The following is a 26987-nucleotide window of genomic DNA, read 5'->3' on the forward strand; positions in this document are numbered from 1 at the left end:
GCGGAGCGAGACCATGCCCACGTCCACACGCCCCCCGGTATCGCCGTTCCTGAAGTTCGGCAACAAGATGATGGAGCTGTTCCACGGCATCGGTATGCCGGTCGGCCCCATGCACCTGCTGAAGGTCAAGGGCCGGGTGTCCGGCCGGGAGTTCACCAACCCGGTCGCGCCGGTGAAGATCGACGGCACGCAGTACATCCTCCAGGCGTTCCCCGCGTCCGACTGGGTGAAGAACGTGCGCGCGGCGGGCCAGGGCACCCTGGTGCGCGGCCGCAAGGCCCAGCGCGTCAAGCTGGTCGAGGTGCCGCCGCAGGAACGGGCCGCCATCGCCCGTGAGTTCCCCAAGCAGGTGCCGATGGGCACGGGCATCTTCGTGAAGAACCATGTCGTCGCCGACAAGTCCCCGGCGAGCTTCGAGCAGGCCGCCCCCGGCATCCCGATCTTCCGCGTGGTCCCCTACTGAAGAGCGCCCAGGTCCCGGTACTCCGGGGCCACCGTCGCCGACTCCCCCCGCTCGGGTTCGCACCGGCGGGGGGAGTGGTTTTCGGGTGCCCTACGCCCGTGGACGGACACCCGGAGACGGCTCCACACCGAGCGCCAGACGCATCGTCGTGAGTTTCGCCGTGGTCTCCGCGAACTCGATGTCCAGGCGGCTGCCGGCCACCACACCGCCTCCGGCCCGCAGACTCAGGCTGCCGTGCTCCCGTGAGTCGAAGTCGAGACCCCGCAACGCCATGTAGAACGCGCAGTCACCGTAGGCATCCGCCCAGCCGACGAGTCCCCCGTAGTACCCACGCGTCGATTCGTTCTTCGTGATCAGGTGGAGCGACTCGGCCTGGGGGACACCGCAGACCGCAGGTGACGGGTGCAGCGCCGACACGAGATCGGCCACACGTACCCCGGAATCGACCAGCCGGCCGCGGATGGGGGTTCCCAGGTGCCATACGCCGGGCACACCCAGCAACTCGGGTTCGTCGGGGCGGTCAAGGCCGGTGCAGAAGGGCGCCAGACCCTTCAGCATGAAATCGACCAGGTGACGATGCTCGGCCAGGTACTTGGCGGTGAACAGTTCGGCACGGGCCCGCTCCTCGTCCTCCACGGCGGGGAGCAGGGGGTTGCGCGGAATCGTCCCGGCCAGCGGCGTCATCGTGACGACATCGCCGGTCTTCCTCATGAAGAGCTCCGGGCTCGCCCCCAGGGTGTAGACGCCGGGTTTCTCCAGGTGCTCGACGAGATAGCTGTGCACCCCGGGGAACATGTCGACTATGCGCCCGTACAGCTGCGTCGGATCGACGGACTCGGTGGGGAAGTACCGTTCGGCCCGCGCCACGACGATCTTCTCCAGGGCACTCTCCGGCGAGCGGAGCATGGGCAGCACACGCTCGACCAGGCGTATGTAGTTGGCTGTCTCGGCGTCGTTGAATCCGACGTCCGGGAGGAAATGGCCACCGCTCCGGGCGCCGCGCGCGGAGCGGGCAGGCCGGCCGGTACCGCGCCGCCCCAGGAAGAACGACGAGGTCCCCGGGCCGTGGTCGAACGGCACCGCGCCCGCGACGAGATTCCCGTGGGCGCCCTTGCGCACCGCGTCCTCCGCCTCGGACAGGTCCGTGAAACGGGTCAGCGTGCCGGTGAGCCCGACGGAACTGCTCGGGCCGTGCAGAAGAAACGAGGGACGCTCTTCCCGGAGATGCCGGTCAGGTGTGGATCGGCTGCCGGCTTGTGTCGGTCCACCCTTCATAGTCGGTGTATCCCTCGCTCTCGCCCTCGTAGAAGGTTTTGGGGTTCGGAACGGCCAGGGGTGCCCGGTGGAGCAGACGCTCGGGCAGATCCGGGTTGGAGATGAAGAGGCGTCCCAGGGACACGGCGGACGGCCCCGCGCCGAGCCGGGCTTCGATCCTGCTCAGGAGTTCCGGGGAGGAACACGCCGGCTCCGTGCCCAGGTTGTGGATCCATCCGCCCGTCCAATGGGAACGGATCCAGGCCAGCGCGTCCGGGTCGCTGCTCGAGGACGTGTGGAGGTAGGCGAGACGCCGTACCGAAGGATGGGACAGCAGAGCGCTGTACACGTCCAGCCCGTCGCCCCGCACGGTGCGGTCCGCGGAGAAACCGGGGGACAGCCTGAGCCCCACCCGGCCGTGGCCGATCTCTCCCGCGACGGCCTCGACGACGCGGACGGGGAACAGGCAGCGGTTCTCGGCCGGTCCGCCATGGGCGTCGGTACGGAGATTCGTCCCCGAGCCGAGGAACTGGTGCAGGAGATAGCTGTTGCCGCCGTGGATCTCCACACCGTCGAAGCCCGCCTCCAGGGCCATCGCGGCGCCGCGTGCGAACTCCTCGACGGTGGCGTCGATCTCGCCGCCCGTCATCGCCCGCGGTACCGAGGGCGCCAGGGGTGTCCTGCCGCCGTTGACCCGGGGCCGGGCCAGGCTGCCGGCGTGCATCAACTGCAGGACGATGCGCCCTCCTCGACCGTGGACGGCTTCGACCACCCGGGCCCAGGCCGCCAGATCACGTCCGTCGATCAGGTGCGGACTGCCGGGGTAGGCCTTGCCGATGAGCGAGGGGTGGACGCTCTCCGTCACGATGAGACCGGCCGAGGCACGCTGCCGGTAGTACTCGCGCATCAGGTCGTTGGGCGTTCCGTCGGCGTCCGCCCGCCGTCGCGTCATGGGGCACATGACGATCCGGGAGTTGGCGGAGATGTCGCCGAAGGTCACCGGTGAGAACAGGTCTCCTGGCATGTCACTCTTCCCTGCCTCGCGCTCGGGCGTACGCGGCGGCGCTCAGCCGCTCACGGACCGCGGATCGGTCGATCTTCGAATTCGGCAGCAGGGGGACGTCGTCGTGGAAGACGATCCTTTTGGGGATCGCGGCCGGGCCCAGCCGCCGGCGTACCCGGTCCCTGAGGACGTCCCCGTCCGGTGGTGACGTCCCCGCCCGGGGGACGACATGGGCGGCGACGAGTTCGCCCCACTCGTGATCGGGAAGACCCATGACCACGGCACTGTCGACCCAGCCGACGCCGAGCAGGGCCTGTTCGACCTCGCCCGCGGAGATCTTGACCCCGCCGGTGTTGATGAGGTCGTCGGTCCGGCCGAGGGGGACCAGCCGGTGGGCGGCGTCCCACCGGCCGCGGTCGGAGGTGCGGTACCAGCGCCGGCCGCCGTCGGTGTGGAACCTGCTCTGCTCCTCCTCGGTGGCGCCGAGATAGGTACTCGCCACCGTGTCGCCGCCGATGTGCACGATCTCGTCCACGATCCGCACCCGCACCCCGTCGAGGGGCACCCCGTTGTAGACGCAGCCGCCGCCGGTCTCCGTCATGCCGTACGTGGCCACGAAGTGGGTGACGTCCCGGAGCTGTGCCGCGGTGTGGTGGTCCAGCGGTGCCCCGCCCACCAGGACCTGGTCGAAGCCCGACAGGGCGGCCCTGGCGTCGGCGTCCGCGAGCAGCCGCTTGACCTGGGTGGGGACCAGCGCGGTGTAGCGTCTGCCGGGCCCCATACGGCCGGCGGCGGCCACGAAGGCCGCGGCGTCGAACCGGCCGCCGTCGAGCGTCGTCACCCGGGTCCCGCCGACGACCGCGCGGGAGACGACCTGGAATCCGGCCACGAATCCGACCGGGAGACACAGCAGCCAGTCGCCCGCTCCGCCGAGCCGGCCCAGCGACGCGGAACAGGAGGCCAGCAGCGCGCTCCGCGGCAGGGCCGTCCGCTTGGGAGCACGGGTCGAGCCCGACGTCGACAGCACCACTCCGGTGCCGTCCGGAACGGTCCCGGGGAGGTCCCGCGCCGCTGCGGCGTCGGCGACCGGGGCGACCGGGGGACCGTTCTCGTACATCCGCTCGATGGCGGGCATGAGGATGTCGACGGCCCGGGCGGGATGGCCGGGCAGTACGACGGCCCGCAGGGAGACAGCCGGCACAGCGCCTCCGTCAGAAGAAGTAGGGGTGGCCGGACCAGTCGGGTGCGCGCTTCTCGAGGAAGGCGTTGCGTCCCTCGGCGGCCTCGTCCGTCATGTAGGCCAGCCGGGTCGTCTCTCCGGCGAAGACCTGCTGGCCGACCATCCCGTCGTCGGGGAGGTTGAAGGCGAACTTCAGCATCCGGATCGCCTGCGGGGACTGAGCCGTGATGTCACGGCAGTACCCGATCGCCGTGCGCTCCAGGTCCGCGTGGGGGACGACCTCGTTGACCGCCCCCATCTCACGCATGCGGTCGGCGTCGATCTCGCGTGCGAGGAAGAAGATCTCACGGGCGAACTTCTGGCCCACCTGGCGGGCCAGCAGCGCGGAACCGTAGCCGGCGTCGAACGAACCCACGGTGGCGTCCGTCTGCTTGAACCTGCCGAACTCCCGGGAGGCGATGGTGAGATCACAGACGACGTGCAGTGAGTGCCCGCCGCCGGCCGCCCAGCCCGACACCGCCGCGATGACGACCTTGGGCATGGTGCGGATCAGCCGCTGCACCTCCAGGATGTGCAGCCGCCCCGCGCGGGCCGGGTCGATGTCCTTCGCGGTCTCGCCGTCGGCGTAGCGGTAGCCGTCGCGCCCCCGGACGCGTTGGTCGCCTCCCGAGCAGAACGCCCAGCCGCCGTCCCGGGGGGAGGGGCCGTTGCCGGTCAGGACGACCGCACCGACGTCGGAGGACATACGGGCGTGGTCCAGGACGCGGTACAGCTCGTCGACCGTCCCGGGGCGGAACGCGTTGCGCACGTGCGGACGGTCCAGGGCGACCCGCACCCAGGGAAGGTCGCGCACGACGGCGCCCCGGGCGTCGCGTTCGACACCGCGGTGGTAGGTCGTGTCGCGCAGATCCTCGAAGCCCTCGACGTTCCGCCAGCACGAGGGGTCGAACGGGTTGGTGACCGGGGCCGCCGCGCTGGTGGGGGCCGTGGTGGTGACAGACATCTTCGAACCTCCGCTGCTCAACTGATCAGGGCGGACGCGTCGGCGTTCAGACTCGCGCCGACCCGCTGTCGTGCGGCCGCGTGAATGCCGCGCAGCGTCGTGCGGGTGACGGGAACCTCGAGGACGACCGGTCGCTTCGCGCGGCGGGCCACCCGCAGCGCGGCGCCGAGTTCGTCGGTGTCCACCGTTCGGTGGGAGACCGCGTAGGCCCCGCACAGAGCCGCGAAGTCGACGTTCTGCGGAGTTCCGTAGATGCGCTCGAAGGTGTTGTCGAAGGGAGCCGACCTGTACAAGGGGTGGCCCTGTTCCAGCAGTTCGAAGATGCCGCCGCCGGCATCGTTCGAGACCACGACGATCAGGTTGTCCGGCACCTGTTCGAGAACACCGGTCTGCAGGGCGGCCGAGTCGTGGGCGAAGGTGAGATCACCCACGAGCGCGACGACCGTCCGGTCGGGGGAGGCGACCGCGGCGCCCACCGCGGCGCTGACGGTGCCGTCGATACCGGCCACCCCGCGGTTGGACAGGGCCCGGACCCCGAAGGGCGGACAACCGGTCAGCGACACGTCCCGGACCGGATTCGAGGCCCCGAGCCAGAGCAGGTCATCCGGTTCGAGCGCGTCGAGCACCGCGTTCGCGACGCCCAGACCGGTGCGCCGATGACCGTCGTCGCGCAGGGTGTCCGACCACGCGCGGCGTACGGTCCGGTCCACGTGCTCCAGCTGCTCGGCCCAGGACGGACTCACCGCGCCGCCGAACACCGGGTGCGCGGTCACCACGTCGATGTGCGGTGCCGCGTAGACCCAGTCGTCGTCCCCGTCGCTGACGAGGACCGTGGAGACGTCGCGGCGGGCCAGCAGCACCCCGACCTGCCGGTGCAGTGTCGGACGGCCGCACACCACGACCTGTTCCGGTCGTATGTGGTCCAGCACCCAGGGGTGCAGGGTCCTGCGGCCACCGGCGTCGACGGTCGGTTCCACGACGCAGGGGACGGTCGCGGGCACGGCGTCGAGGTCCGCGCCGTCACCGGCGACGAGGATCGTTCCGCGGGTCAGGTCGATGGCGTGCGGTGCCGCCGCCGCGCGGTCGCGGGGCGCGGTCCGGATCCACGGCCGCCCCTCCGGACGACCGCTCGGGAACGGTACGACCCTGCTCGCCGGCGGGAGTCCGGACGACAGGGGCACATCGATCTGCACCGGTCCGGGGCGCCCGCGCAGCCGCCCGCGTCCGATCGCCAGGGTGTGGCAGATCTGCGAGCGCACGCTGCCGTTCATGGCCGGGTCCGGTTCCGTCCCGACCTGGAGGTGCTGGACGTGGAGCACCTGCGAGGCGAGCAGTTGGGTCTGCTCGACGGTCTGCGACGCCCCGGTACCGAGCTCGGCGAGCGGGCGGTTCGCCGTGACCAGAACGAGCGGGATCCGCGAGTAGTGGGCCTCCGTCACGGCGGGCAGCAGATTCGCCACCGCCGTACCCGACGTCGTCACGACCGCGGTCGGAAGGCCCGTCGCCTTCGTCATGCCGAGGGCGAGGAAGGCGGCCGACCGCTCGTCCAGACGGACATGGAGTCTGAGGTCTCCCGCGGCTTCCCGCCGGGACAGCTCGAACCCGATGGGGCCGTTCCTGGATCCGGGGCAGTAGACGAACGTCTCGATCCCGCCCCGGACCAGCTCGTCGACCACGACCGCCGCGATCACGGACGGCCCCGAGGCCTGTGCGGTGGTGGACTCAGCCCACATGGGTGGTCTCGGTCCGCAGCAGCTGCTCCAGCCGATTGCGCTGGATCTTCATCGTGGCGGTGCGCGGGAACCGGTCGAACGGCAGGACCACCGGCGCCTCGAGCCTCGGCAGGTCGGCCACACAGGTCCACCACGCGTCCCAGTCCATCTCGTGCCCCGTGGCGACCGAGACCACGGGCTGCGGGTCACCGTCCGGTGTGCGGACCACGACGACCTCGTTCAGGAACGACAGCTTGTCAAGGAGCGCGTCCTCGATGGCCAGGGTGCTGCGGACGTCGTCGATCAGGTCCACCTGGCGGTCGTGCAGGGCGAGTTGGCGGGCCCGTCCGAGCTCGCCCTGGTCACCGCTGTTCCACCACCCGTCACGCAGGTTCTGCGCGAAGCGCTCCTCCTCGCCGTAGTAGGTGACCGCGCGACCGCGGGAGAACATCTCGATGGCGCCCTGCTCACCGCGCGGCAGCGGGTTGCCCGTCCCGTCGACGACCCGGACGCGGGTGAGCTTCGGCATGCCGATGCCCATCCAGCGGGCGTCACTGAAGCGCAGCGTTGTCCGGGTGTGCGCGCGCAGCACCATGGGACCGCATTCGCTCTGCCCGTAGACCTGGAGATAGACCGGTATCCGATGGGACGACGCACTGAGGTACTTGAGCATCGTGCCCTTGTTGACGGCGTCGAAGGTCGAGTGCAGGTACTTGACGCTGGCGAAGACCGAGGGGTCGCGGTCCAGGATGGACGTCCACCGCACGAGGTGGTTCGGGTGCGACTCCAGGGCGATGGGCCGGTACTTGCGCAGGACGGCCTCGACGTTGTCCTCCTGGGGATCCCCGATGTTCAGGAACGAGTGCCCGTAGGACATGAGCGACGAGACACCGATGTTGAACCGGCTGTGCACCGGGGAGATGTGGAAGGCGACCAGGCCCTTGGAGTCGACGAAGGACAGGACGCGGCGCTGCCAGGTGACCCGCCAGCCCATCGAGGTGGGGGAGTGGGCGATGAGCTTGGGGATGCCCGTGGTCCCCGAGGTGTGCGTCATATAGGCGATGTCGAGCACGCCCGGTTTCTGTCCCGAGCCCGTCGAACGCTCCACCACGACGTCCCTGATGTCCCGGGCGTCGAGCTTCCGGGACTCCTCGACCGACGAGATGTCCGCGGCCTTCTTCACGGTCTCGGCGTCGTGGATCAGCCACGGCCGCTTCAGCCGGGCCGCCATCACGGTGACCGTGCCGGCGTCCAGGTGGGGGGAGATCATGACGGGTACGGCGCCCGCGTAGGAGACCGCCACCGCCAGGAGGTAGCTGTCGAACAGCGCGGACTTGTAGATGACGACATGGTCACCCGGCTCGATGCCCCGCGCGATGACCTGATCGCCGCACCGGGCGACGGCTACGGCCGCGTCGGCGTAGGTCACGTGCAGTCCCAGCTCGGGGAACGCCGGCTGCAACGCGTCGAGGTGGATCATCGAGGCGGGGTGCGCCTCCGCCGCCGTACGGAAGTTCTCGAACAGGTAGAGCGGTGTGGACCTGGGCTTGAGGAGTTCCTTGAGCGTGAGCATCAGCGGGTACCTCCGGCGATGGACACGATGCGGTCGACGAGATAGCGCATGGCCACCCGGTTCTCCTCGGGTACGTTGTCCGGCTGACGTCCCGAGACCGACGAGATCCCGTAGGGGTTCTGGTTGAGCGGTGTCAGCTGCTCCGGCCGGGTCACTCCGGCCGGCACGATGACCGCACCCCAGTGGTAGAACACGTTGTTCAGCGACAGGACGGTGGACTCCTGCCCGCCGTGGTTGGTGGCGGTGGAGACGAACGTCGTCATGAACTTGTTCGCCAGCTGCCCCGCCATGTGCAGGTCCAGCGTCTGGTCGATGAAGTACTTCATCGGAGCCGACATGCTCCCGTAGCGCCCCGGCGTGCCCCACAGGACGATGTCGGCGTCGGCCAGGTCGGCGAGAGCCACCTTGTGGATCTCCGTCGCGCGGTCCAGTTCGTCGATCTCGCACAGGCGGTGGACCGCGACGTCATGGCCGAGCGCCTCGGCGTGATCGGCACCCGCCCGGGCGAGCTGGTGCACATTGCCGGTGAAGCTGTGGTAAATGATCGCGATTTTCATTGAGATGGCTCCCTGAATTACAGGCGTCGTGAATCGCGAGGGATGTTTTGGTCAAGATGATTGGTGAGCGCGAAGTGTTCGGCAAGTAGGTACTTTCAAGTGCCTGCCCGCCGCTGCCATAGGTACTTGGAAGTGCCTACTTGTCGGACGTCCGGAATCTGCTGAGCATGAGGGAATGACACTTCGGGTTGGCCGTTCCGAGGAACTCCATTGACTTCTGCTGACCGAATTCAATTGTCGCTCTGCATCGTCGGAGTCGGACCGCGCGGCCTGTCGGTACTGGAGCGGCTCTGCGCCAACGCCCGCCATCTGCCACCGGGTTCGAACGTGCGGGTGTACCTGGTCGATCCCTATCCGGCCGGCGCGGGTGCCGTCTGGCGCACCGATCAGTCCCGGCTGCTGCTGATGAACACCGTCGCCTGCCAGATCACCGTGTTCACGGACGACAGCGTCTCCCTCGAAGGGCCGGTGGAACCCGGCCCCAGCCTGTACGAGTGGGCCGAGGAGCTGAGGAAATCCACCGGGGCGGCGCCTCCCGGGGGCGAACACACCCTTGCCGAAGCGCGGGACCTGGGTCCCAACTCATATCCGACCCGTGCCTTCTTCGGCAGCTATCTGCGGGAGATGTTCGCCCGGATATGCGTGGGTTCCCCGCCGCACGTCGACATCATCACGCACTCCACGCGTGCCGTCGCACTGAACGGGGGCCGGGACGGAGCGGCGGCGCAGAGCGTATTGCTGGAGAACGGCCGGCTGATCGAGGGCCTCGACGCGGTGGTTCTCTCGCAGGGTCACGTCGGCGCCGAGCCGGGCGGACAGGAGCGACTCCTGGCCACGCAGGCGGAAGGGCACGGTCTCACCTACGTCCCACCCGCCAACCCGGCCGATCTGGACCTCGACTTCATCGGGGCCGGCGAGAACGTTCTGCTGCGCGGCCTGGGGCTGTGCTTCTTCGACCACATGGCCCTGCTCACGAGCGGACGCGGCGGCCGGTTCGTGCCGCACGGCGAGGAACTGGTCTACGAGCCGTCCGGTCGCGAACCCAGGCTGTTCGCCACCTCGCGGCGAGGCATTCCGTACCAGGCACGGGGCGAGAACGAGAAGGGCCCCCACGGACGGTACTTTCCCCGGCTGCTCACCGAGGCGTTCCTCGCGGAGCTGCGCAAACGGGCCGAGGACGGCGACCGCGTGTACTTCGGGGTCGACATCTGGCCCCTCATCGCCCGTGAGGTGGAGAGCGTCTACTACAGCACCCTCCTCGGGAGATGGGGACGCAGCGCGGACCGGGAGGCGTTCGCCGAGCTGTATCTGGCCGCCGCGCAGGAGGAGCACAGGGTCGAGATCCTGGACGCCTACGGTTTCCCCGGAGAGAGCCGCTGGGACTGGGAGACGGTCTCACGCCCCTACCAGGGACGGCGGTTCGCCGATCGGGACGAGTTCCACGCCTGGCTGACGGACCACCTGGAAGAGGACGTACGGCACGCCCTGGACGGCAATGTGAGCAACCCGCTCAAGGCCGCCCTCGATGTGCTGCGCGATCTGCGCAACGAGGTCCGGCTCGCCGTGGACCACGGTGGTCTCGACGGCAACTCCCACCGCGACGAGCTCGACGGGTGGTACACGCCGCTCAACGCCTTCCTGTCGATCGGCCCGCCGGCCTTCCGGATCAGGCAGATGATCGCGCTGGTCAAGGCCGGGGTGCTGCGCCTGACCGGCCCGGGGGCCGGGATCCGGGTCGATTCCGCGCGGGAGGCGTTCGTGTGCGACTCGCCCGAGGTCGCCGGGCCGCCGATCGAGGCGCGCGTACTGGTCGAGGCCCGGCTGCCCGAGCCCGACGTGCGGCGACCCGCCGACCCGCTCCTGCGGCAGCTCCTGGAGGACGGGTACATCACGCCCTTCCGGATCGAGGGGAGCTGCGCCGTCCTCTACGAGACCGGCGGTCTCGCGGTGACCCGGCGCCCCTGCCGGGTGGTCGACGCCCAGGGCCGGGTCAACGGGCGGTTGTTCGCGTACGGAGTGCCCACGGAGTCCGTGCACTGGGTCACGGCGGCCGCGGTACGGCCCGGCGTCGACTCCGTGAGTCTGGGCGACGCCGATGCCATCGCCCGCGCCGTGCTCGCCGTGCCCCCGGCCGTCGACCGGACCGAGGACAACCACATGGAGATACGTTCATGATCACGTCGTTCGACGCGCAGCGCGACACCGGCCTGCTCTCGCCCGTACGGGCCGGTACGGAGGTGGAGTCCGCGGTGAGTGATCGCGCATGGCTCCAGGCCATGCTGGACGCGGAGGTCGCGCTCGTGCGGACCCAGGCCGCGCTCGGCACGGTGCCGCCCTCGGCTGCGGCCGCGATCGGTGCGGCGGCGCGTGCGGAGGGGTTCGACCTACGGGCCATCGCGGTCGAGTCCCGGGAGACGGCGAACCCCGTGGTGGGGATCATCCGTACGCTGACCCGGCTGGTCGCGGCCGTCGACCCCGCCGCGGCCGAGTACGTGCACCGCGGCTCGACCAGCCAGGACATCTTCGACACGGGCGCGATGCTGGTCGCGGCGCGGGCCCTGCGCATCATCCGGGGCGATCTGCGGCGCACGGCCGACGCCCTCGCGGTACTGGCCCGACGGCACCGCGACACACCGATGGCCGGACGGACCCTCGCGCTGCAGGCGGTGCCGACCACGTTCGGTCTGAAGGCGGCGGGCTGGCGGGAGCTGCTGCTCCAGGCCGACGTCCGGCTCGGCCGGCTGCTGGAGGACGGGCTGTGGGTCTCCCTGGGCGGGGCGGCGGGAACACTCGCCGGCTATGTGGAGTACGCGAAGGTCGACGGGGCCGACGCGGATGCCGTGCGGTCAGGGGAGTACGCGGACCGGCTCCTCGACGGATTCGCCGCGGAGACCGGCCTCGCCCGTCCGCCGCTGCCCTGGCACGCCCTGCGCACGCCGATCGCCGATCTCGCGGCGGCGCTCGCGTTCACCGCGGGTGCGCTCGGCAAACTGGCGGTGGACGTGCAGACCCTGGGGCGTACGGAGATCGCCGAAGTGGCGGAGCCGTTCGCCGCCGGGCGGGGCGCGTCGTCCGCCATGCCCCACAAGCGCAACCCGGTGCTGGCGACCCTGATCCGCAGCGCGGCGCTCCAGGTGCCGGTGATCGCGACCGGTCTCACCCAGTGCCTGGTGTCCGAGGACGAGCGGTCCGGCGGGATGTGGCACGCGGAGTGGCAGCTCCTGCGGGAGGCGCTGCGGCTGACCGGGGGCGCCGCGCACACGGCGGTCGAACTGGCCGAAGGGCTCGTCGTGTCCACGGACCGGATGCGCGCCAACCTCGACATCACCGGCAGCCAGGTCGTCTCCGAGCGGCTGACGGCCCTGCTGGCGCCCCGGCTCGGCAAGGACGCCGCCAGGAAGATGCTGGCGGCGGCATCGGCGGATGCCGCGCGGTACGGCACGTCGCTGGCGCAGGAACTGGCGAAGGCGCCGGAGTCGGCCGGTCTGTTCCCGCGTGAGGAACTGGACGCCCTGTGCGATCCGACGGACTACACGGGAGCCGCGGGGCAGCTGGTGGACCGGGCGTTGGGCTGAGCCCGGTCCTCTCAAGCCGCCGGCGGCACACTCCGCACCCGGGCCAGACGGTCGTGCCACCACGCGGTCCGTCGGGGATCGGCGGGCCGGAACGTGTCGAGCCGCACCGGGTCGGGCACCGGGGGCGTACGAGGAACCGGAAGCAGGCCGTCGACGGGCCGCACCGCGTCGGCCGGGGACACGCTGTCGCCGTCCAGCAGGCTCAGGGTGCCCAGCCCGCAGGCGAAGTCGAGTTCCGGCAGGGCACCGGCGAGGGCGAGCTGGGCGGCGAGACCGACACTCGTCTCCAGCGCGGACGACACGACGCAGGGCAGTCCGCAGGCCTCGGCCACCTGGAGGGCACGGCGCACGCCGCCGAGCGGGGCGCATTTGAGCACCGCGATGTCGGCGGCGCCGGCGAGGGCCACCTTCAGCGGGTCGTCGGCGCGTCGGATGGACTCGTCAGCCGCGATACGCACACCGGCCCTGCGGCGTACGGCTGCCAGCTCGTCGACGGTCGGGCAGGGCTGTTCGACGTACTCCAGGCCGCCGGCGGCGCGGTCGAGCCGTCTGATGCGGGCGACGGCCGTGTCGACGTCCCAGCGGCCGTTGGCGTCGACGCGGACGTTGCCGCCGGGTCCGAGAGCGGCGCGGACGGCTTCCACCCGGGCGAGGTCCTCGGAGAGCGAGTCCGGGTGGTCGGCCACCTTGACCTTCGCCGTCCGGCACCCGGAGCGGGCGACGATCTCGAAGGCACGCTCCGGGCCGACCGCCGGCACGATGGCGTTGACCGGAACATGGTCCCGGACCGGCTCCGGCCAGCCGAGGGTGACCTGCTCGACGGCGGTGCCGAGCCAGGCCGCGGCCTCGTGGTCGCCGTACTCGGGAAAGGGGCAGAACTCGCCCCACCCGAGCGGGCCGCGCAGCAGCATGCCTTCGCGGACGGTGATTCCCCTGAACGGGGTGCGCATGGGGATGGCATAGACGTGGGCCGTGGCGAACACGGAATCAGCCGTTTCCAAGGGACCGGGTCCTCTCTACGCGGCGTGCGGTGTGCGGCGAGCGAGTACCTCCGCGATGTTCTCCTCGGCCCAGGCCTCCAGGGAGAAGATGATGGGTATCAGGCTCTCGCCGAGTTCGGTGATGCGGTACTCCACCCTCGGCGGGGTTTCGGGGTAGTTCTCCCGCGTCACCAGGCCGTCACGTTCCAGATTGCGCAGCGTCGCCGTCAGCACCTTCCGGCTGACCCCCGGCACCGACCGGCGTAACTCGCCCGAGCGCATGGGGGACTGCTGGTTCAGCAGGTAGAGGACGATGGGCGTCCACTTGGTGGCCAGGATCTCCAGCAGCCACCGTGCCCGTACGGGAGCGTCGTCGGTAGTCATGGTCATGGTCATGTCGGCTCCCAGGTCGGTAACGACGGGCGTGGCGGGACCGAGACGTTCCGGTCCCGGTACAGCTCAGCGACCTGGAAAGCCAGGTCGAGCGACTGATAGCGGTTCAGACGGGGGTCGCAGGCCGTCTCGTAGCGCTGGTGCAGATCGTCCACGAGGATCTCGTCGCCGCCGCCCACGCACTCCGTGACGTCGTCCCCCGTCAGTTCGATGTGGATGCCGCCGGGGTGGGTGGCGAGCGACCGATGTACCTCGAAGAAGCCCTTGACCTCGTCCAGGATGTCGTCGAAGCGGCGGGTCTTGTGGGTGGAGGACGCCTTGAAGGTGTTGCCGTGCATCGGGTCGCAGATCCAGGCGACCTGCGCGCCGGCGGCCTTCACGGACTCGACGAGCCCGGGGAGCACGTCGCGGACCCGGTCCCGGCCCATGCGCACGATGAAGGACAGCCGGCCCGGCACGTTGTCCGGGTTCAGCCGCTCGACCAGGGCGAGGGCGTCCCGGGAGGTGGCGGAGGGGCCCAGCTTGACCCCGACGGGGTTGTGCACCTGTGCGGCGAACTCGATGTGGGCGCCGTCCAGTTGGCGGGTGCGCTCACCGATCCAGACCATGTGGCCCGAGGTGTCGTACAGCAGTCCCGTGCGTGAGTCGACGCGGGTGAGCGCGACCTCGTAGTCGAGCAGCAGCGCCTCGTGGCTGGTGAAGAAGTCGGTGGAGTGCAACTTCGCCGGGTTCGCTCCGCAGGCCGTCAGGAAGGCGAGCGCGTTGTCGATCTCCTGGGCGATGCGCTCGTAGCGCTCACCGACCGGGGACTTCGCCACGAAGTCCCGGTTCCACTCGTGCACCTGGCGCAGATCGGCGTAGCCGCCCGTGGTGATGGCCCGGATCAGGTTCAGGGTCGCCGTAGAAGCGTGGTACATCCCTTTCAGCCGCCGGGGATCCGGGGTGCGTGCCTCACGGGTGAAGGCGAGCCCGTTGACCGCGTCCCCGCGGTAGGCGGGCAGTTCGACGCCGTCCCGTACCTCGACCGGGCTGGAGCGCGGCTTGGCGTACTGGCCCGCCATCCGGCCGACCTTGATCACCGGAACCGAGGAGGCGTAGGTCAGCACGACCGACATCTGCAGCAGGGTCTTGACCTTGTCGCGCACCTGGTCGGCGGACACCCCGTCGAAGGTCTCCGCGCAGTCGCCGCCCTGCAGCACGAAGGCCTCGCCGCGGGTGACCGCGGCCAGCCGGTGGCGCAGCCGGTCGCATTCACCGGCGAACACGAGCGGGGGACAGGCGGCCAGTTCGGAGGTCACCGCACGCAGCACGTCCGCGTCCGGCCAGTCGGGCTGCTGAGCCGCCGGCATCCGATGGGTGCCCTCTGCTGTGACTGGCATGGCCGCCTCATTTGTCGTCCGGGTCGTGGACCTCGCACAAGGAGGCGCCGCGGGTCACGCTCGCGCCCGTCTCCACCGCGATCCGGCGGACCACACCGGGGCGATGGGCCTTGACCGGCTGTTCCATCTTCATCGCCTCGACGACGAACAGGACGTCCCCCTCGGCGACCTCACGCCCCTCCACGGCGGCGACCTTGACGACCGTGCCGACCATCGGGCTGGAGAGCACGCTGCTGTCGACCGCTCCGCGCGCCGCCGCACCCTTCACCCGGCGCCGCGGCGCAGGCACACCGCCGGGGCGCGCCGGACCACCGGGGCCGCGTACCGCCGGCGCCGCGAGCGATTCGGGCAGCGCCACCTCGAGGCGCCGGCCGCCCACCTCGATCGTGTAGGCCCTGAGCGCCGGCGCCGGGGCGAGGGGATCCTCCGCCGGCGGTTCCCACGGCTCCAGCCGCAGCGGCGTGCCGGACTCCAGCCACCGCGTGTGCACCCCGAGGCCGGCGGCCGGGTCCACGGCGGTGAACTCCGGCGCCTCCAGCAGCGCCCGGCACAGCTCCAGCGTCGTGGGCACGCCCTCGACCTCGAACTCCGCGAGCGCGCGCCTCGCCCGCGCGAGCACCTGCTGCCGGTCGGCACCGCTGACGACCAGCTTGGCCAGCATCGAGTCGAAGGCGCCGTCCACGACACCGCCCTCCTCGATCCCGGCGTCCACCCGTACGCCCGGTCCGCCCGGGGTCCGCCACCGGGTCACCGTTCCCGGCGTGGGCACGAAACCGCGGCCCACGTCCTCCCCGTTGACGCGGAACTCCATGGCGTGGCCGAGGACCGCCACCGGGCCGGTGAACCGCAGCGGTTCGCCCGCCGCGATCCGGAACTGCTCCAGCACCAGGTCGATCCCCGTGACCTCCTCGGTGACCGGGTGCTCCACCTGGAGACGGGTGTTGACCTCCAGGAACGAGATCGTGCCGTCCTCGCCGAGCAGGAACTCGCAGGTGCCGGCGCCCGTGTAGCCCGCCTCGGCGAGGACGGCCTTCGACGCCGCCACGAGCGTCTCCTCCTGAGCGGCCGTCAGGAAGGGGGCGGGTGCCTCCTCCACCAGCTTCTGGTGGCGCCGCTGGACCGTGCAGTCCCGGGTGGAGACCACCACGACATTGCCGTGCGTGTCGGCCAGGCACTGCGTCTCGACGTGCCGTGCCCGGTCGAGGTACTTCTCGACGAAACAGTCCCCCCGCCCGAAGGCGGCCAGGGCCTCACGCCGGGCCGACTCCAGCAGCTCGGGAATCTCCTCGAGGGTGCGCGCGACCTTCAGCCCGCGCCCGCCGCCGCCGTTCGCCGCCTTGATCGCCAGCGGCAGCCCGTGCCGCCGGGCGAAGTCCACGACCTCGCCGGCGTCGGACACCGGGTGCTCCGTGCCCGGCGCCAGCGGCGCGGACACCCGGCGGGCGATCTCCCGGGCGGCCACCTTGTCGCCCAGCCGCTCGATCGCCTCCGGGGGCGGACCGATCCAGACCAGGCCCGCGTCCAGCACGGCGCGGGCGAAGCCGGCGTCCTCGGAGAGGAAGCCGTACCCCGGGTGGACCGCGTCCGCCCCGGACCTGGCGGCCACCTCCAGGAGTTTGGCGGCGTCCAGATAGGAGGCCGCCGCCGTGTCGGCGCCGAGGGCGTACGCCTCGTCCGCCAGCCGGGCGTGCGGGGCCTCCCGGTCCTGGTCCGCGTAGACGGCGACGCTGCGCAGCCCCGCGTCCCGGCAGGCCCGCACCACCCGGACCGCGATCTCGCCCCGGTTGGCGATCAGAACCTTCTCCATGAGCGTCACTCCCCGTCTGCTCCCCGTCTGTTCCCGTCGGGTCCCCGTCGTGGTCACCTCACACGAGGTGCGTGCCGACGATCGCCGCCGCGAAGCCCGCGAGGGCGATCCAGGTGCGACCGCGGTTGGAGCGCGCCCAGCGCGCCCTCGTCTCGGCCCAGGTGTGCGGCAACCGGTCCACCTGCCAGGTGTCGATGAAGCGGTTGATCCGCACGTTCGACAGTTCCGAGACGAGCGCGACCCCGATCAGGCCGGCCTCGGCGACACCGAAGGCGGCCTTCGCCTGGGCGCCGGGTGCCAGCCAGATCAGCAGCAGACCGACACCCAGGCCGATCTTGTCGACCGTGGGCATGAGCGGATCGAACCGGGGATCGAGCAACCGGTGGACCTGGACGTACCGTTCGCCCGGCAGGTCGGCCAGCATCGGCACCACCGCTATCTCCACTGCCACGAGAACTCCCGCCAGCGCTCCGGTGAGCAGCAGCAGCAGGCCCGCCAGCACATCGACGGCCATGTCAGTACTCGAAGTTCATCATCAGGCGGTAGGTGCCCTTCTTGGCGAAGGTGCCGAAGAACGCCCGCATGAACAGGTCACGTGCGCCGCAGGCCAACGAGCCGTTCCACTTGCCGAGTTCGCCGATGCGGTAGGCGCCGCGCACCATCGCGTCGACCCGCTCGCGGCGGACCTTCTCGAACGCGGCGGCGGCCGTCGGGACGTCCGCCTCGCGGGCCAGCAGCCCGGACAGCACCACGCCGTCCTCGATGGCCTGCCCGGCCCCCTGGCTGAGGTTGAGCGTCATGGGGTGCGCGGCGTCGCCGATCAGTACGACGCGGCCGTGTCCCCAGGCCCGCTCCCGGGCCGGCGGACGGTCGGCGATGTCGATGGGCAGGATGGCGTCGTTCCGGGTCGCGGCGAGGATCCGCGGAATGGGGTCGGGCCAGGCGGCGTAGGTCTCGCACATCACCTGGCGCTTGTCCTTGCGGAACATGTCGAAGGCGCCACTGGCCTCGTCGGAGGTGATCGCGTCCCAGTACACCTCGCGCTCGTTGAGCCGGCAGTACAGGAACCGCAGGCCGCCGCGCCCCCACAGGTTGAAGAACGTGCCGCTCGGCACGATGTCCTCCCCGGGGAGCTCGGCGATGGCCTGCCACGCGGTGTACCCGGCGTAGCGGGGCGCCATGTCGTGGCCGTCGCGCAGGGCGCTGCGCACGGCGGACCGCATGCCGTCGGCACCGATCAGCACGTCGGCCCGCTCCTCGGAGCCGTCGGCGAACCGCACGGTCACGCCGTCGGCGTCCTGTTCGAAGCCGACGCACTGGGCGCCCATCACCACCGTGTCACCGGCCTCTTCGAGCAGCAGGGCGTTCAGGTCGGAGCGGCGCAGCGCCACGGCCGGGGCGCCGATGCGCTCGGCCTCGGGGGCGATGGCCCAGCGGGCCAGGGTGCGCCCGCGGTCCGAGCGGAACTCGTGGAAGAGGATCTCCGAACTCACCTTGGCGACACGGTCGTCGAGGGAGAGCCTGCGCAGGGCGACGAAGGCGTTGTGCCACAGCATGAAGCCGCCCCCGGTCAGGAGCCTGCTCGGCTCCGTCCGGCGCTCGAACACCTTGACGTCGACGCCGGCGTTGCGCAGACCGATCGCCGTGGTCAGCCCGCCGATGCCGGCGCCGACCACCACTGCCTTCTGGACGGGCATCTAGGTCTCCTACTCGGCCGCGGTGACGGCGCGGTCGGTGTCATAGGACTCCAGCGTGGCGCGCACCTCGTAGATGCCGCGTCGGAAGCTGTCGGCCCAGTACGGGTACATCGCGGCCGACTGCCGCATGTGCTCGGGATCGTCGGCCCAGGCGCGGAAGACCTCCTCGGACTCCCACTCGGCGATCAGCGAGTACCGGGTGGTGTCGGAGGTGTCGCGCAGCAGGGCGTCACGGATGTGGCCCGGGGTGCCGCGGACGTTCTCGGTGACCTCCAGGTACGCCTTCTCGAAGGCGTCCCGGTCCTCGGGCCTGATGGTCGCGGTGATGACGACGCGGATGCTCATACGTAGGCCGTGCCTTCCTTGGTCGGTGCTTCCTTGGCCGGGGCGGGCACATGGGCGACGACCTCGTGCAGGCTCTTGGTCGCCGACTCGCGGAGATGGTCCAGCACGGCCGAGAGCGCCTGCCGGTCCGGGCTCTGCTGGTAGACCGCCAGGTGTTCGCGGGTGTCCCAGTCCGCCGTGATGGTGTAGCGCAGCGGGGCCTCGGGGTCGCGCAGCATCGTCTGGAGGCCGGCGCCGGGGTAGCGGCTCGCTACCGTGGCGGCGGACTGCCAGACGCGTTCGAAGTCCTGTTGGCAGCCGTCGCGGACCACCATCTCCAGAACGGTCCGGATCACGGCCGCCCCCAGCCGCCGCTGCTGTGCCCGGCGAACGGCCGCCAGGTCGGGCGGGTCGGCGGGAGCGCCCGCTCCGTGCCGTTCGCGGAGCTGCCCAGCGCGGCGACGAGCGCGGTCATCAGCGCCGCCGTCTCGTGCGGGTCGGGCGCGCCGCGCACGACGCGGATCACGTCGGGGGTGTCGGTCAGGCGTTCCATGTGTAGAACTCCTTCGCCATGGCGTCGCTCGGGCCTCGCCAGGTCAGCGGGTCGTAGGCACCGATGTGCGGCTTGAGCTTCTCGTTGACGTCCTGGAAGAGCGGGTGGCCGCGTACGTCCTCGATGCGGCCGGCGATCGGCTCCTCGGTGCCGATCAACTGGAAGTAGAGCCCGTGGAACTGGAACAGCCGCCGGTGCTTGACGCCCACCAGGTGCGGGAGTTCGGTGGCGTCCGACTCGGCCCAGACACCGGCGACGCGCTCGCTGTCCTCGGGGGCCATGCGGGCGACGATGAGCGTGTACTGCATAAGCACTCCTTCCGTGCTGCCGGACGGTCCACGACCGCCGCCCCAACATCGTGGACACGGGGGATAAAGCCGCCATGAGGGCCACGCAAATGGCCTGGCGACCTCTGCCGCCCGTCAATTTGATTAGCATGCTGACTATCTAGTTTTGGGGTACGGTGGTCTCCCGGGCTACCGCCGTCATCCCCCGCCGGAGGTAGCCCACCCCTGTGCGCGCACCTGACCAAGCGTCGGCACGAGTGACGCCCATGACACAGGAAAGGCATTCGCATGATCTCCCGCAGGTCGCTCCTCGGAGGGGTGGGCGCAGGCGCCCTGGCGCTGCCCCTGACCTCGTACGCGACTCCGTCCCAGGCCGCCTCCGGCACCCAGTGGTCCCGCCTCGGCAGCCGGCTTCGGGGAAGTCTCGTCCTTCCCTCCGACAGCGCGTACACGACCGCGAAACAGCTCAGCACGGCCGAGTTCGACGACATCGACCCGCAGGCCGTCGCCTACTGCGCAGGGCCCGCCGACGTCGCCCTGTGCCTGGCCTTCGCCCAGCACCACGGCATTCCCGTCGCACCGCGCAGCGGGGGGCACAGCGCCGCCGGCTACTCCACGACAACGGGCCTGGTCATCGACGTCTCGCGGCTCAACGCGGTGTCCGTCGGCGCCGACGGCGTGACCGTGGGAGCCGGCACCCAACTGGTCGACGTGACCAACGGACTCGCTCCGCACGGCCTCGCCGTCTCCGGCGGCTTCTGCCCCACGGTCGCGCTGGGCGGCTTCCTCCAGGGCGGCGGCATCGGACTGCTCACCCGCCATGCCGGCATCTCCAGCGACACGGTGACGGGCGCCCAGGTGGTCCTGGCCGACGGCCGCACCGTCCGCGCCTCGGCGGACGAGCACCCCGACCTGTACTGGGCGATCCGCGGCGGTGGCGGCGGCAACTTCGGCATCGTCACCTCGTACGACATCACGCCGACGCACATCACCGAGCTCACCCTGGGCACCCTCGCGTGGAGTTACGACGACGCCGTCGACGTACTGGACGGCTGGGCCCGCTGGCTCGTCGACGCGCCCCGGACGCTGGGCGGCGCCGCCGTGGTGACCCTGCCGGACGCGGCGCCCGGCAACACCCCCGCCGTGTCCGTCCTGTTGAGCTCGGTGGGGACGACGGAGGAACTGGCCGCCGAGACCGCCCGCCTCGTCTCCCTGGTCGGGAGGACGCCCACCGCGCAGAACAGCTTCACCGCGCCGTACCTGGCCGTGATGATGAGCCTGTACGGCTGCGGCGACTCCTCGCAGGACGAGTGCCACCGGGTGGACGGCCCCAACCCGGCCGGAGTGCTGCCCCGCGCCGCGTTCGCCGTGGAGCGCAGCCGGCTCTTCTCCGGGCCGCCCTCGCGCACGATGTGGGACGGCGCGGTCGCCCTGCTCGACCAGGTCCGGGTGGCCGGCCAGCAGCACATGATCCAGGTGGGGGCGCTGGGCGGGGCGGCCAACGACCCGGGCCGCACCGACACCGCGTATGTGCACCGGGACGCCCTGTTCAGCACCAGCTTCCTCGGCATCATCGCCGCCGGCACCGCGGACTCCGCCGCGCGGGCCGCCGCCCGGCAGTGGACGGACAGCGGGTTCGCCGTCCTGGATCCGCACTCCAACGGCGAGACGTACCAGAACTTCATCGACCCCCGGCTGACGGACTGGCGCTCCGCCTACTACGCGGAGAACTACCCCCGCCTCGTCGCCGTCAAGAAGAAGTACGACCCGCACCGCGTGTTCAGCTTCGCCCAGAGCATCGGCTGAGCGGCTCCGCACACACCACGACGAAGCGGCCTCCCCGAACCGTGGGGAGGCCGCTTCGCCGTGCGGTTCAGGCCGCCTTGATCCGGGCGCGCTCCTCGACGCGGCTGCGGATCAGGGCGAGCTGCATCGTGGAGTTGGTGCTGATGTTCGCCGTCATCCAGGCCGTGTCCACGGGCGCCGCGGGCTTCATCGAGAACTCCTGCTGCCAGCGCAGCTCGACGCCGCCCGCCACCTCGCGGTACGTCCAGACGATGTTCATGAACTCGAAGGGGCCGGTCTCGACCCGGTGCGCGCGCACGACCCCGGCCGCCCGGTCCAGGGTCCGTTCCGAGACCCAGCTCCACACCTTGCCGCCCGCGTCGGGGTGCATGGTGAGCCGGAAGGTCACCGTGTCACCGGTGGCGGCGAGCACCTCGGCCTTCGCGTACTCGCTGAACAGGTCCGGCCAGGCGGCGACGTCGTTCGTCTGGTCCCACACCTCGTCGAGCGGGGCGTCGATGACGATGGCCTGCTCGGTACGGCCGGCCGTCAGCCGGCCGGCCTGGACGAGGCGCGCGTACGTGGCGAACAGCAGTTCGCCGGGGGTCGCGCTGGACTCCGACCCGCTGTCCGGGTCGAGACCGAGCTTCAGCTCCAGCTCGGACACGACACCGAGGACGCCGAGGGAGTCGACGGCCAGCGAGCCGAAGGTCACCGAGGGGTCGAAGAGCTGATCCGCGGTGATCCCCGCGCCCGAGGCGCGGTTGATCAGCTCGATGTACTCGTCAAGGGTGATCGCGGTGCCACTCACAGCGGTGCCTCCAGTGGGTTCGGTTGTCCTGGGCGGTCGGTGGTCCTACACGGACCGGATGACGGTGGCGGCGTTGAATCCCTCGAAGCCGCGGGCCAGTACGAGCGCCGTGCGCACGGGTGTCTCGCGGGTCTCCCGCACGATGTCGAGGGTGCAGCCGGGGGCGAGTTCACCGAGACCGGGCGTGCCGGGCACGACCGAGTCCCGGATGGACAGCAGCGCCATCGCCACGTCCAGCGGCGCACCGCCCGCGTGCAGCCGGCCCACCAGGCACTTCGGGGCGGTGACCGGCACCCCGTAGGCGCCGAACACGGCGCTGATCGCCTCGGCCTCGGCCCGGTCGGCCTCCGGCACCCCGAGAGCGTCGGCGAAGACCACGTCGACGTCGAACGGGCTCACCCGGGCGTCGGCCAGCGCGAGGGTGATCGCCCGGCGCAGTCCGGGTTCCCGTCCCGTTCCGGGGCGCGGATCGAAGGTGGCCGCGTAGCCGGCGAGCTCTCCGTAGCCGCGTTCGCCGTCGCGGGCGCGCCACAGATCCTCGCGCTCGACGATGAACACGGCCCCGCCCTCGCCGGCGACATAGCCGTCCGCCTCGGCGCCGAAGGGCTGGTAGGCACGCACCGGATCCCGGCGCGTCGTCAGCAGCTCCGCGGACGCGTGACAGGCCAGCGCGTAGGGGCCGAGCGGCGCGTCGGTGCCGCCGGTGACCGCCATCGCGGCGTCGTCCCTGAGCGACCGGCGGGCCTGGGCGAGCGCGTCCAGGCCGCCGGCCTGTTCACCGACGAGCACACCGCAGGCACCCTTCATGCCGTGCCGGATGGAGATCTGGCCGGTGGTCGCGGCGTAGAACCAGGCGATGGACTGGTACGGGCCGACGAACCGCGGGCCCTTGCCCCAGAGCTTCTGGATCTCGCGCTGGCCGAACTCGTTGCCGCCCGACGACGACGCCGTGACCACGGACATGTCGTACTCGTCGAGGGCGGCGGGGTCGACGCCCGCGTCCTCCAGCGCCCGGTCGGCGGCCACCAGGCCCAGCTGGGTCCACCGGTCGGTCTGCACCATCAGGCGCCCCTCGACCAGGTCGCCGGCGGTGAAGTCGGGGACCTGCCCGGCCAGACTCACCGGGTATCCACTGATGTCGAAGGTGTCCACCGGGCGGATACCGCTGACGCCGTTGAGGGTCGAGTCCCAGAACTGCTTGGTCGTGGAGCCGTTGGGGGCGATCGCGGACACACCGCTGAACACGGTGCGACGGTCGTCTGTCATTGCCTCACCTCCTGGTCGCGAGGGTCGCGAGGCCGGGACGGGCCAGCAGCATCGCGGACTGGAAGCCGCCGAACCCGCTGCCCACACTCAGCACGATGTCGTTGACGTTCCTCCGCGCCGTCAAGGGCACGTAGTCGAGGTCCAGCGCGGGATCCTGATGGTGCAGATTGGCGGTGGGCGGAACCATGTCGTTCTCGATCGCCAGCGCGCACGCGGCGACCTCCAGGGCACCGATCGCCCCGAGCGAGTGCCCGATCATCGACTTGATGGAGCTGACGGGCACGCCGTGGGCGGCGGCGCCGAGGGACTTCTTGATGGCCGCCGTCTCGTGACGGTCGTTCTGCGCCGTGCCCGAGCCATGGGCGTTGATGTAACTGATCATGTCGGGCGTGATCCCGGCGCGCTCCATGGCGACCCGGATCGCCTCGGCCATGTCCAGCCCGTCCGGCTTCAGCCCCGTCATGTGGTAGGCGTTGCTGCGCTGGGCGAACCCGACGATGTCGGCGTAGGCGTGGGCGCCGCGGCGGGCCGCGTGCTCCCTGCTCTCCAGGACCAGTACGGCGGAGCCCTCGCCGAGCACGAAGCCGTCCCGGTCCTTGTCGAACGGCCGGGACGCCCGCTCCGCGTCGCCGTTGTTGCGCGAGGTGGCGCCGATGGCGTCGAAGCAGGCCACCGTGATCGGGGAGATCGGCGCGTCGGTCGCGCCGGCGATCACCACGTCGGCGGCGCCCTCGGAGATGAGCTGGACGCCGTGGGCCACCGCGTCGAGCCCCGAGGTGCAGCCGGTGGACACCACGGTCGCCGGGCCCTCGGCCGCCGCCGTCCAGGCCACCTCCACCGCGATGGTGCTCGGGACGAGCGCGCGGTAGAGGTGCTCGGTGGTGAGCTTCGGATCGACCTCCCAGTTGGCACCCGAGTCGCTGGCCACCACGTACTCGTCCTCGAGCCGGGTGGTGCAGCCGACCGCGCTGCCGATGCTGACGCCGACCCGCTCCGGGGCCACCCGGCCGGGTTCGAGCCCCGCGTCGGCCATCGCCTCGCGTGCGGCCACGACGGCGAACTGGGCGCAGCGGTCCATGCGTTCGACCTCCTCGGCGGTCAGTCCCGCCGCGGCCGGGTCGAAGTCGACCTCGGCCGCTATCCGGGACTGGAAGCCGGTGGCGTCGAAGAGGGTGATGGCGCGGGTCGCGGTCCGGCCGGCGGTGAGCAGGTCCCAGTACGCCTCGCGGCCCACTCCGCCCGGGGCGACCACGCCCACCCCGGTCACCAGGGCTCCCCAGTCGCTCATCGGGGCTCCCCGGCCGGCGCCAGGTCCGGGCGGGGCACGGCCTCGGTGTCGACGTGCCCGAGGTCCGGGCGCGGTGCCAGCGGGCCGAGGTGGTAGACCAGTTCGGCCGCCTCGTCACCGGTGTTCTCCAGCCGGTGCCGGACGTTGATGGGGACCAACAGGCCCTCGCGGGAGGCGAGTTCGATGGGCTCGCCGTCGAGCAGCATGGTGATGCGCCCGGACAGCAGGAGCACGAACTCCTCCGAGTAGGGGTGGTAGTGCTCACTGATGAACTCGCCCGGTTCGAGCCGGGCGAGGCCCATGAATCCGCTCGTCGCCCCCACGTTGGCGGGCCCCAGCAGCGTACGGAGCGTGCCGCCCCGGTGCCGGTTGACGGGTACCTCGTCGACGGCGACCTTGCGGAACTTCTCGTTCATGAAACGTGGCTCCTCGTGTTGTCCGGTCGGGTCACAGCGGCGAATTGCCGTGCTTGCGCTGGGGAAGGGAGACGCGCTTGGAGCGGAGCATCTCCAGGCCGGCGTGGATGGCCGACCTGGTGTCCCGCGGGTCGATCACGTCGTCCACCAGGCCGCGCTCGGCCCCGTAGTAGGGATGCATCAGGGTGCGCTGGTACTCCTCGATGAGCACCCGGCGGGTGTCCTGCGGGTTCTCGGCGGCCAGGATGGTGCGGCGGTGGATGACGTTGGTCGCCGCCTCGGCGCCCATCACGGCGACCTCGTTGGAGGGCCAGGCGAAGGACAGGTCGGTGCCGATGGACCGGGAGTCCATCACGATGTACGCGCCGCCGTACGCCTTGCGCATGAGCACCTGGATCCGCGGCACCGTCGCCTCGCAGTACGCGTACAGCAGCTTGGCGCCGTTGCGGATGATCGCGTGGTGCTCCTGGTCGACACCGGGCAGGAAGCCGGGCACGTCCACCAGGGTCACCAGCGGGATGTTGAAGCAGTCGCAGAACCTGATGAAACGGGCCGCCTTCTGCGACGCCTCGATGTCCAGCACACCGGCCAGCACCATGGGCTGGTTGGCGACCAGCCCGACGACGTGCCCGCCGATCCGCGCCAGTCCGATGACGATGTTCCCGGCCCAGGCCTGCTGGAGTTCGAGGAACTCGCCGTGGTCGACGATCTCCTCGATCACCTGCCGTACGTCGTAGGGCTGGTTCGGAGAGTGCGGGACGATGTCGAGGAGGGCGTCGCACGGCCGGTCGACGGGGTCGTCGACGGGCCCCTCCGGCGGGAACTCCCGGTTGTTGGCAGGCAGGAACGACAGCAGATAGCGCAGCGTCCCCAGCGCGTCGTCCTCGTCGTCGTGGACGAACGTCGCCTGACCGGAGCGCGCGTGGACGTCGGCGCCGCCCAGGCCCTCGAAGTCGATCTCCTCACCCGTCACCGCCTTGATGACGTCGGGTCCTGTGACGTACATGCTCGCCGTCTCGCGCACCATCAGCACGAAGTCGGTCAGCGCCGGCGAGTAGGCCGCACCGCCGGCGCACGGTCCCAGCATCACGCTGATCTGCGGGATCACGCCGGACGCCTGGACGTTGCGGCGGAAGATGCCGCCGTAGCCCGCGAGGGCCAGGACGCCTTCCTGGATCCGGGCGCCGGCCCCGTCGTTGAGGCCGATCAGCGGAACTCCGGAACTCTCGGCCAGGTCCATCACCTTGTGGATCTTGGCGGCGTGGGCCTCGCCGAGGGAGCCGCCGAAGATGCCGAAGTCATGGGCGTAGACGAAGACCTTGCGGCCGTCGATGGCGCCCCAGCCGGTGATGACGCCGTCGGTGTAGGGCCGCCGGTCGCCGATGCCGAAGTCGGTCGCGCGATGCCGGCGCAGCATCTCCAGCTCCCGGAAGGTTCCCGGGTCCAGCAGCCGGTCGATGCGCTCGCGGGCCGTGAGCTTGCCCAGCCGGTGCTGCCGGGCCTCGGCCTCCGCGTTGAGGCCGTCGACCGCCCGCTGTCTGATGACGGCCAGTTCCGCCGTCCGGTCGCGCGGCCCCTCGGCCGGCAGCCCGGACGTCGTGCCGTTCTCTCGCGCACCCACCTCCTCTACAGCGGTGTGCACGTGCCGGTCTGCCTGCGACACGCCCCTCACGCTCCCCTC

The 26987-nt window shown here is 71.0% G+C and carries 26 protein-coding genes; 4 read left to right on the top strand and 22 right to left on the bottom strand.

Annotation, left to right across the window (positions count from 1 at the left end):
• The first annotated feature begins 13 nt into the window (after positions 1-13).
• On the top strand, positions 14-463 hold the full coding sequence (locus tag ACFPIH_RS06485; protein ID WP_381182128.1) for a nitroreductase/quinone reductase family protein: 450 nt from the start codon (positions 14-16) through the stop codon (positions 461-463).
• A gap of 90 nt (positions 464-553) precedes the next feature.
• On the opposite strand, the gene ACFPIH_RS06490 is transcribed toward ACFPIH_RS06485, so the two are convergent.
• Genes ACFPIH_RS06490 through ACFPIH_RS06520 form a run of 7 tightly spaced genes read right to left on the bottom strand, consistent with a single transcriptional unit; the run spans position 554 to position 8745 of the window.
• Positions 554-1738: a chorismate-binding protein gene (locus ACFPIH_RS06490; RefSeq protein WP_381182130.1), complete on the bottom strand. Its 1185-nt coding sequence runs from the start codon at positions 1736-1738 to the stop codon at positions 554-556.
• A complete protein-coding gene (locus ACFPIH_RS06495; protein WP_381182132.1) occupies positions 1695-2741 on the bottom strand; it encodes an oxidoreductase in 1047 nt (348 codons plus the stop codon). The genes ACFPIH_RS06490 and ACFPIH_RS06495 overlap by 44 nt, the downstream gene beginning before the upstream one ends.
• A 1-nt stretch (position 2742) precedes the next feature.
• Positions 2743-3921, bottom strand: a complete 1179-nt coding sequence (locus ACFPIH_RS06500) for an AMP-binding protein (RefSeq protein WP_381182134.1) — start codon at positions 3919-3921, stop codon at positions 2743-2745.
• A 10-nt stretch (positions 3922-3931) separates the two neighbouring features.
• Complete coding sequence (locus ACFPIH_RS06505) at positions 3932-4903, bottom strand: 1,4-dihydroxy-2-naphthoyl-CoA synthase (protein ID WP_381182136.1); 972 nt, start codon at positions 4901-4903, stop codon at positions 3932-3934.
• A gap of 17 nt (positions 4904-4920) precedes the next feature.
• On the bottom strand, positions 4921-6636 hold the full coding sequence (gene menD, locus ACFPIH_RS06510; RefSeq protein ID WP_381182138.1) for a 2-succinyl-5-enolpyruvyl-6-hydroxy-3-cyclohexene-1-carboxylic-acid synthase: 1716 nt from the start codon (positions 6634-6636) through the stop codon (positions 4921-4923).
• Positions 6626-8188, bottom strand: coding sequence for a class I adenylate-forming enzyme family protein (locus tag ACFPIH_RS06515; RefSeq protein ID WP_381182140.1), 1563 nt, complete (start codon positions 8186-8188; stop codon positions 6626-6628). Before ACFPIH_RS06515 ends, menD begins: the two co-directional genes overlap by 11 nt.
• Positions 8188-8745, bottom strand: a complete 558-nt coding sequence (locus tag ACFPIH_RS06520) for an NAD(P)H-dependent oxidoreductase (RefSeq protein WP_381182142.1) — start codon at positions 8743-8745, stop codon at positions 8188-8190. Before ACFPIH_RS06520 ends, ACFPIH_RS06515 begins: the two co-directional genes overlap by 1 nt.
• A gap of 234 nt (positions 8746-8979) precedes the next feature.
• On the opposite strand from ACFPIH_RS06520, the gene ACFPIH_RS06525 reads away from it, so the two are divergent.
• Both ACFPIH_RS06525 and ACFPIH_RS06530 read left to right on the top strand, forming a co-directional pair.
• The gene (locus tag ACFPIH_RS06525) at positions 8980-10920 is read left to right on the top strand and encodes an FAD/NAD(P)-binding protein (RefSeq protein ID WP_381182144.1); all 1941 of its coding nucleotides are present in this window, start codon (positions 8980-8982) and stop codon (positions 10918-10920) included.
• Positions 10917-12320, top strand: a complete 1404-nt coding sequence (locus tag ACFPIH_RS06530) for a nitrosuccinate lyase (RefSeq protein ID WP_381182146.1) — start codon at positions 10917-10919, stop codon at positions 12318-12320. The genes ACFPIH_RS06525 and ACFPIH_RS06530 overlap by 4 nt, the downstream gene beginning before the upstream one ends.
• Positions 12321-12331: 11 nt before the next feature.
• Here the strand turns inward: ACFPIH_RS06530 and ACFPIH_RS06535 are convergent, their stop codons facing one another.
• Genes ACFPIH_RS06535 through ACFPIH_RS06580 form a run of 10 tightly spaced genes read right to left on the bottom strand, consistent with a single transcriptional unit; the run spans position 12332 to position 19761 of the window.
• Positions 12332-13303: an o-succinylbenzoate synthase gene (locus tag ACFPIH_RS06535; RefSeq protein ID WP_381182304.1), complete on the bottom strand. Its 972-nt coding sequence runs from the start codon at positions 13301-13303 to the stop codon at positions 12332-12334.
• Between the two features lie 33 nt (positions 13304-13336).
• Positions 13337-13690: a winged helix-turn-helix transcriptional regulator gene (locus tag ACFPIH_RS06540; RefSeq protein ID WP_385876355.1), complete on the bottom strand. Its 354-nt coding sequence runs from the start codon at positions 13688-13690 to the stop codon at positions 13337-13339.
• A gap of 2 nt (positions 13691-13692) precedes the next feature.
• Positions 13693-15072, bottom strand: a complete 1380-nt coding sequence (locus ACFPIH_RS06545) for a class II 3-deoxy-7-phosphoheptulonate synthase (RefSeq protein ID WP_381182150.1) — start codon at positions 15070-15072, stop codon at positions 13693-13695.
• Between the two features lie 7 nt (positions 15073-15079).
• A complete protein-coding gene (locus ACFPIH_RS06550) occupies positions 15080-16879 on the bottom strand; it encodes an acetyl/propionyl/methylcrotonyl-CoA carboxylase subunit alpha (protein ID WP_381182152.1) in 1800 nt (599 codons plus the stop codon).
• 58 nt (positions 16880-16937) lie between these two features.
• The gene (locus tag ACFPIH_RS06555) at positions 16938-17393 is read right to left on the bottom strand and encodes a DUF1772 domain-containing protein (protein ID WP_381182154.1); all 456 of its coding nucleotides are present in this window, start codon (positions 17391-17393) and stop codon (positions 16938-16940) included.
• A gap of 1 nt (position 17394) precedes the next feature.
• Positions 17395-18576 carry an FAD-dependent monooxygenase gene (locus ACFPIH_RS06560; RefSeq protein WP_381182156.1) on the bottom strand — a complete coding sequence of 394 codons (1182 nt, stop codon included), beginning with the start codon at positions 18574-18576 and terminating at the stop codon, positions 17395-17397.
• A 9-nt stretch (positions 18577-18585) separates the two neighbouring features.
• Positions 18586-18921 carry an antibiotic biosynthesis monooxygenase family protein gene (locus ACFPIH_RS06565; RefSeq protein ID WP_381182158.1) on the bottom strand — a complete coding sequence of 112 codons (336 nt, stop codon included), beginning with the start codon at positions 18919-18921 and terminating at the stop codon, positions 18586-18588.
• Complete coding sequence (locus tag ACFPIH_RS06570; RefSeq protein ID WP_381182160.1) at positions 18918-19256, bottom strand: antibiotic biosynthesis monooxygenase family protein; 339 nt, start codon at positions 19254-19256, stop codon at positions 18918-18920. The genes ACFPIH_RS06565 and ACFPIH_RS06570 overlap by 4 nt, the downstream gene beginning before the upstream one ends.
• The gene (locus ACFPIH_RS06575; protein ID WP_381182162.1) at positions 19253-19453 is read right to left on the bottom strand and encodes an acyl-CoA carboxylase subunit epsilon; all 201 of its coding nucleotides are present in this window, start codon (positions 19451-19453) and stop codon (positions 19253-19255) included. The genes ACFPIH_RS06570 and ACFPIH_RS06575 overlap by 4 nt, the downstream gene beginning before the upstream one ends.
• The gene (locus ACFPIH_RS06580; protein WP_381182164.1) at positions 19441-19761 is read right to left on the bottom strand and encodes a TcmI family type II polyketide cyclase; all 321 of its coding nucleotides are present in this window, start codon (positions 19759-19761) and stop codon (positions 19441-19443) included. Before ACFPIH_RS06580 ends, ACFPIH_RS06575 begins: the two co-directional genes overlap by 13 nt.
• Before the next feature lie 267 nt (positions 19762-20028).
• Between ACFPIH_RS06580 and ACFPIH_RS06585 the strand changes: the two genes are divergently transcribed.
• Complete coding sequence (locus tag ACFPIH_RS06585) at positions 20029-21546, top strand: FAD-binding oxidoreductase (RefSeq protein WP_381182167.1); 1518 nt, start codon at positions 20029-20031, stop codon at positions 21544-21546.
• A gap of 67 nt (positions 21547-21613) precedes the next feature.
• Here ACFPIH_RS06585 and ACFPIH_RS06590 read toward each other — a convergent pair whose 3' ends face one another.
• The 5 genes from ACFPIH_RS06590 to ACFPIH_RS06610 all read right to left on the bottom strand — a co-directional run bounded on the left by ACFPIH_RS06590 (position 21614) and on the right by ACFPIH_RS06610 (position 26927).
• Positions 21614-22078 carry an SRPBCC family protein gene (locus ACFPIH_RS06590; RefSeq protein WP_381182306.1) on the bottom strand — a complete coding sequence of 155 codons (465 nt, stop codon included), beginning with the start codon at positions 22076-22078 and terminating at the stop codon, positions 21614-21616.
• 303 nt (positions 22079-22381) lie between these two features.
• The gene (locus ACFPIH_RS06595; RefSeq protein ID WP_381182169.1) at positions 22382-23602 is read right to left on the bottom strand and encodes a ketosynthase chain-length factor; all 1221 of its coding nucleotides are present in this window, start codon (positions 23600-23602) and stop codon (positions 22382-22384) included.
• 4 nt (positions 23603-23606) lie between these two features.
• The gene (locus ACFPIH_RS06600) at positions 23607-24890 is read right to left on the bottom strand and encodes a beta-ketoacyl-[acyl-carrier-protein] synthase family protein (protein WP_381182171.1); all 1284 of its coding nucleotides are present in this window, start codon (positions 24888-24890) and stop codon (positions 23607-23609) included.
• The gene (locus ACFPIH_RS06605; RefSeq protein ID WP_381182173.1) at positions 24887-25306 is read right to left on the bottom strand and encodes a cupin domain-containing protein; all 420 of its coding nucleotides are present in this window, start codon (positions 25304-25306) and stop codon (positions 24887-24889) included. The genes ACFPIH_RS06600 and ACFPIH_RS06605 overlap by 4 nt, the downstream gene beginning before the upstream one ends.
• 31 nt (positions 25307-25337) lie before the next feature.
• A complete protein-coding gene (locus tag ACFPIH_RS06610; RefSeq protein WP_381182308.1) occupies positions 25338-26927 on the bottom strand; it encodes an acyl-CoA carboxylase subunit beta in 1590 nt (529 codons plus the stop codon).
• Positions 26928-26987 lie beyond the last annotated feature (60 nt).

It is taken from the genome of Streptomyces vulcanius (genome assembly GCF_042653945.1).
In the GTDB taxonomy this organism is placed as follows: Bacteria; Actinomycetota; Actinomycetes; order Streptomycetales; family Streptomycetaceae; genus Streptomyces; species Streptomyces mangrovi.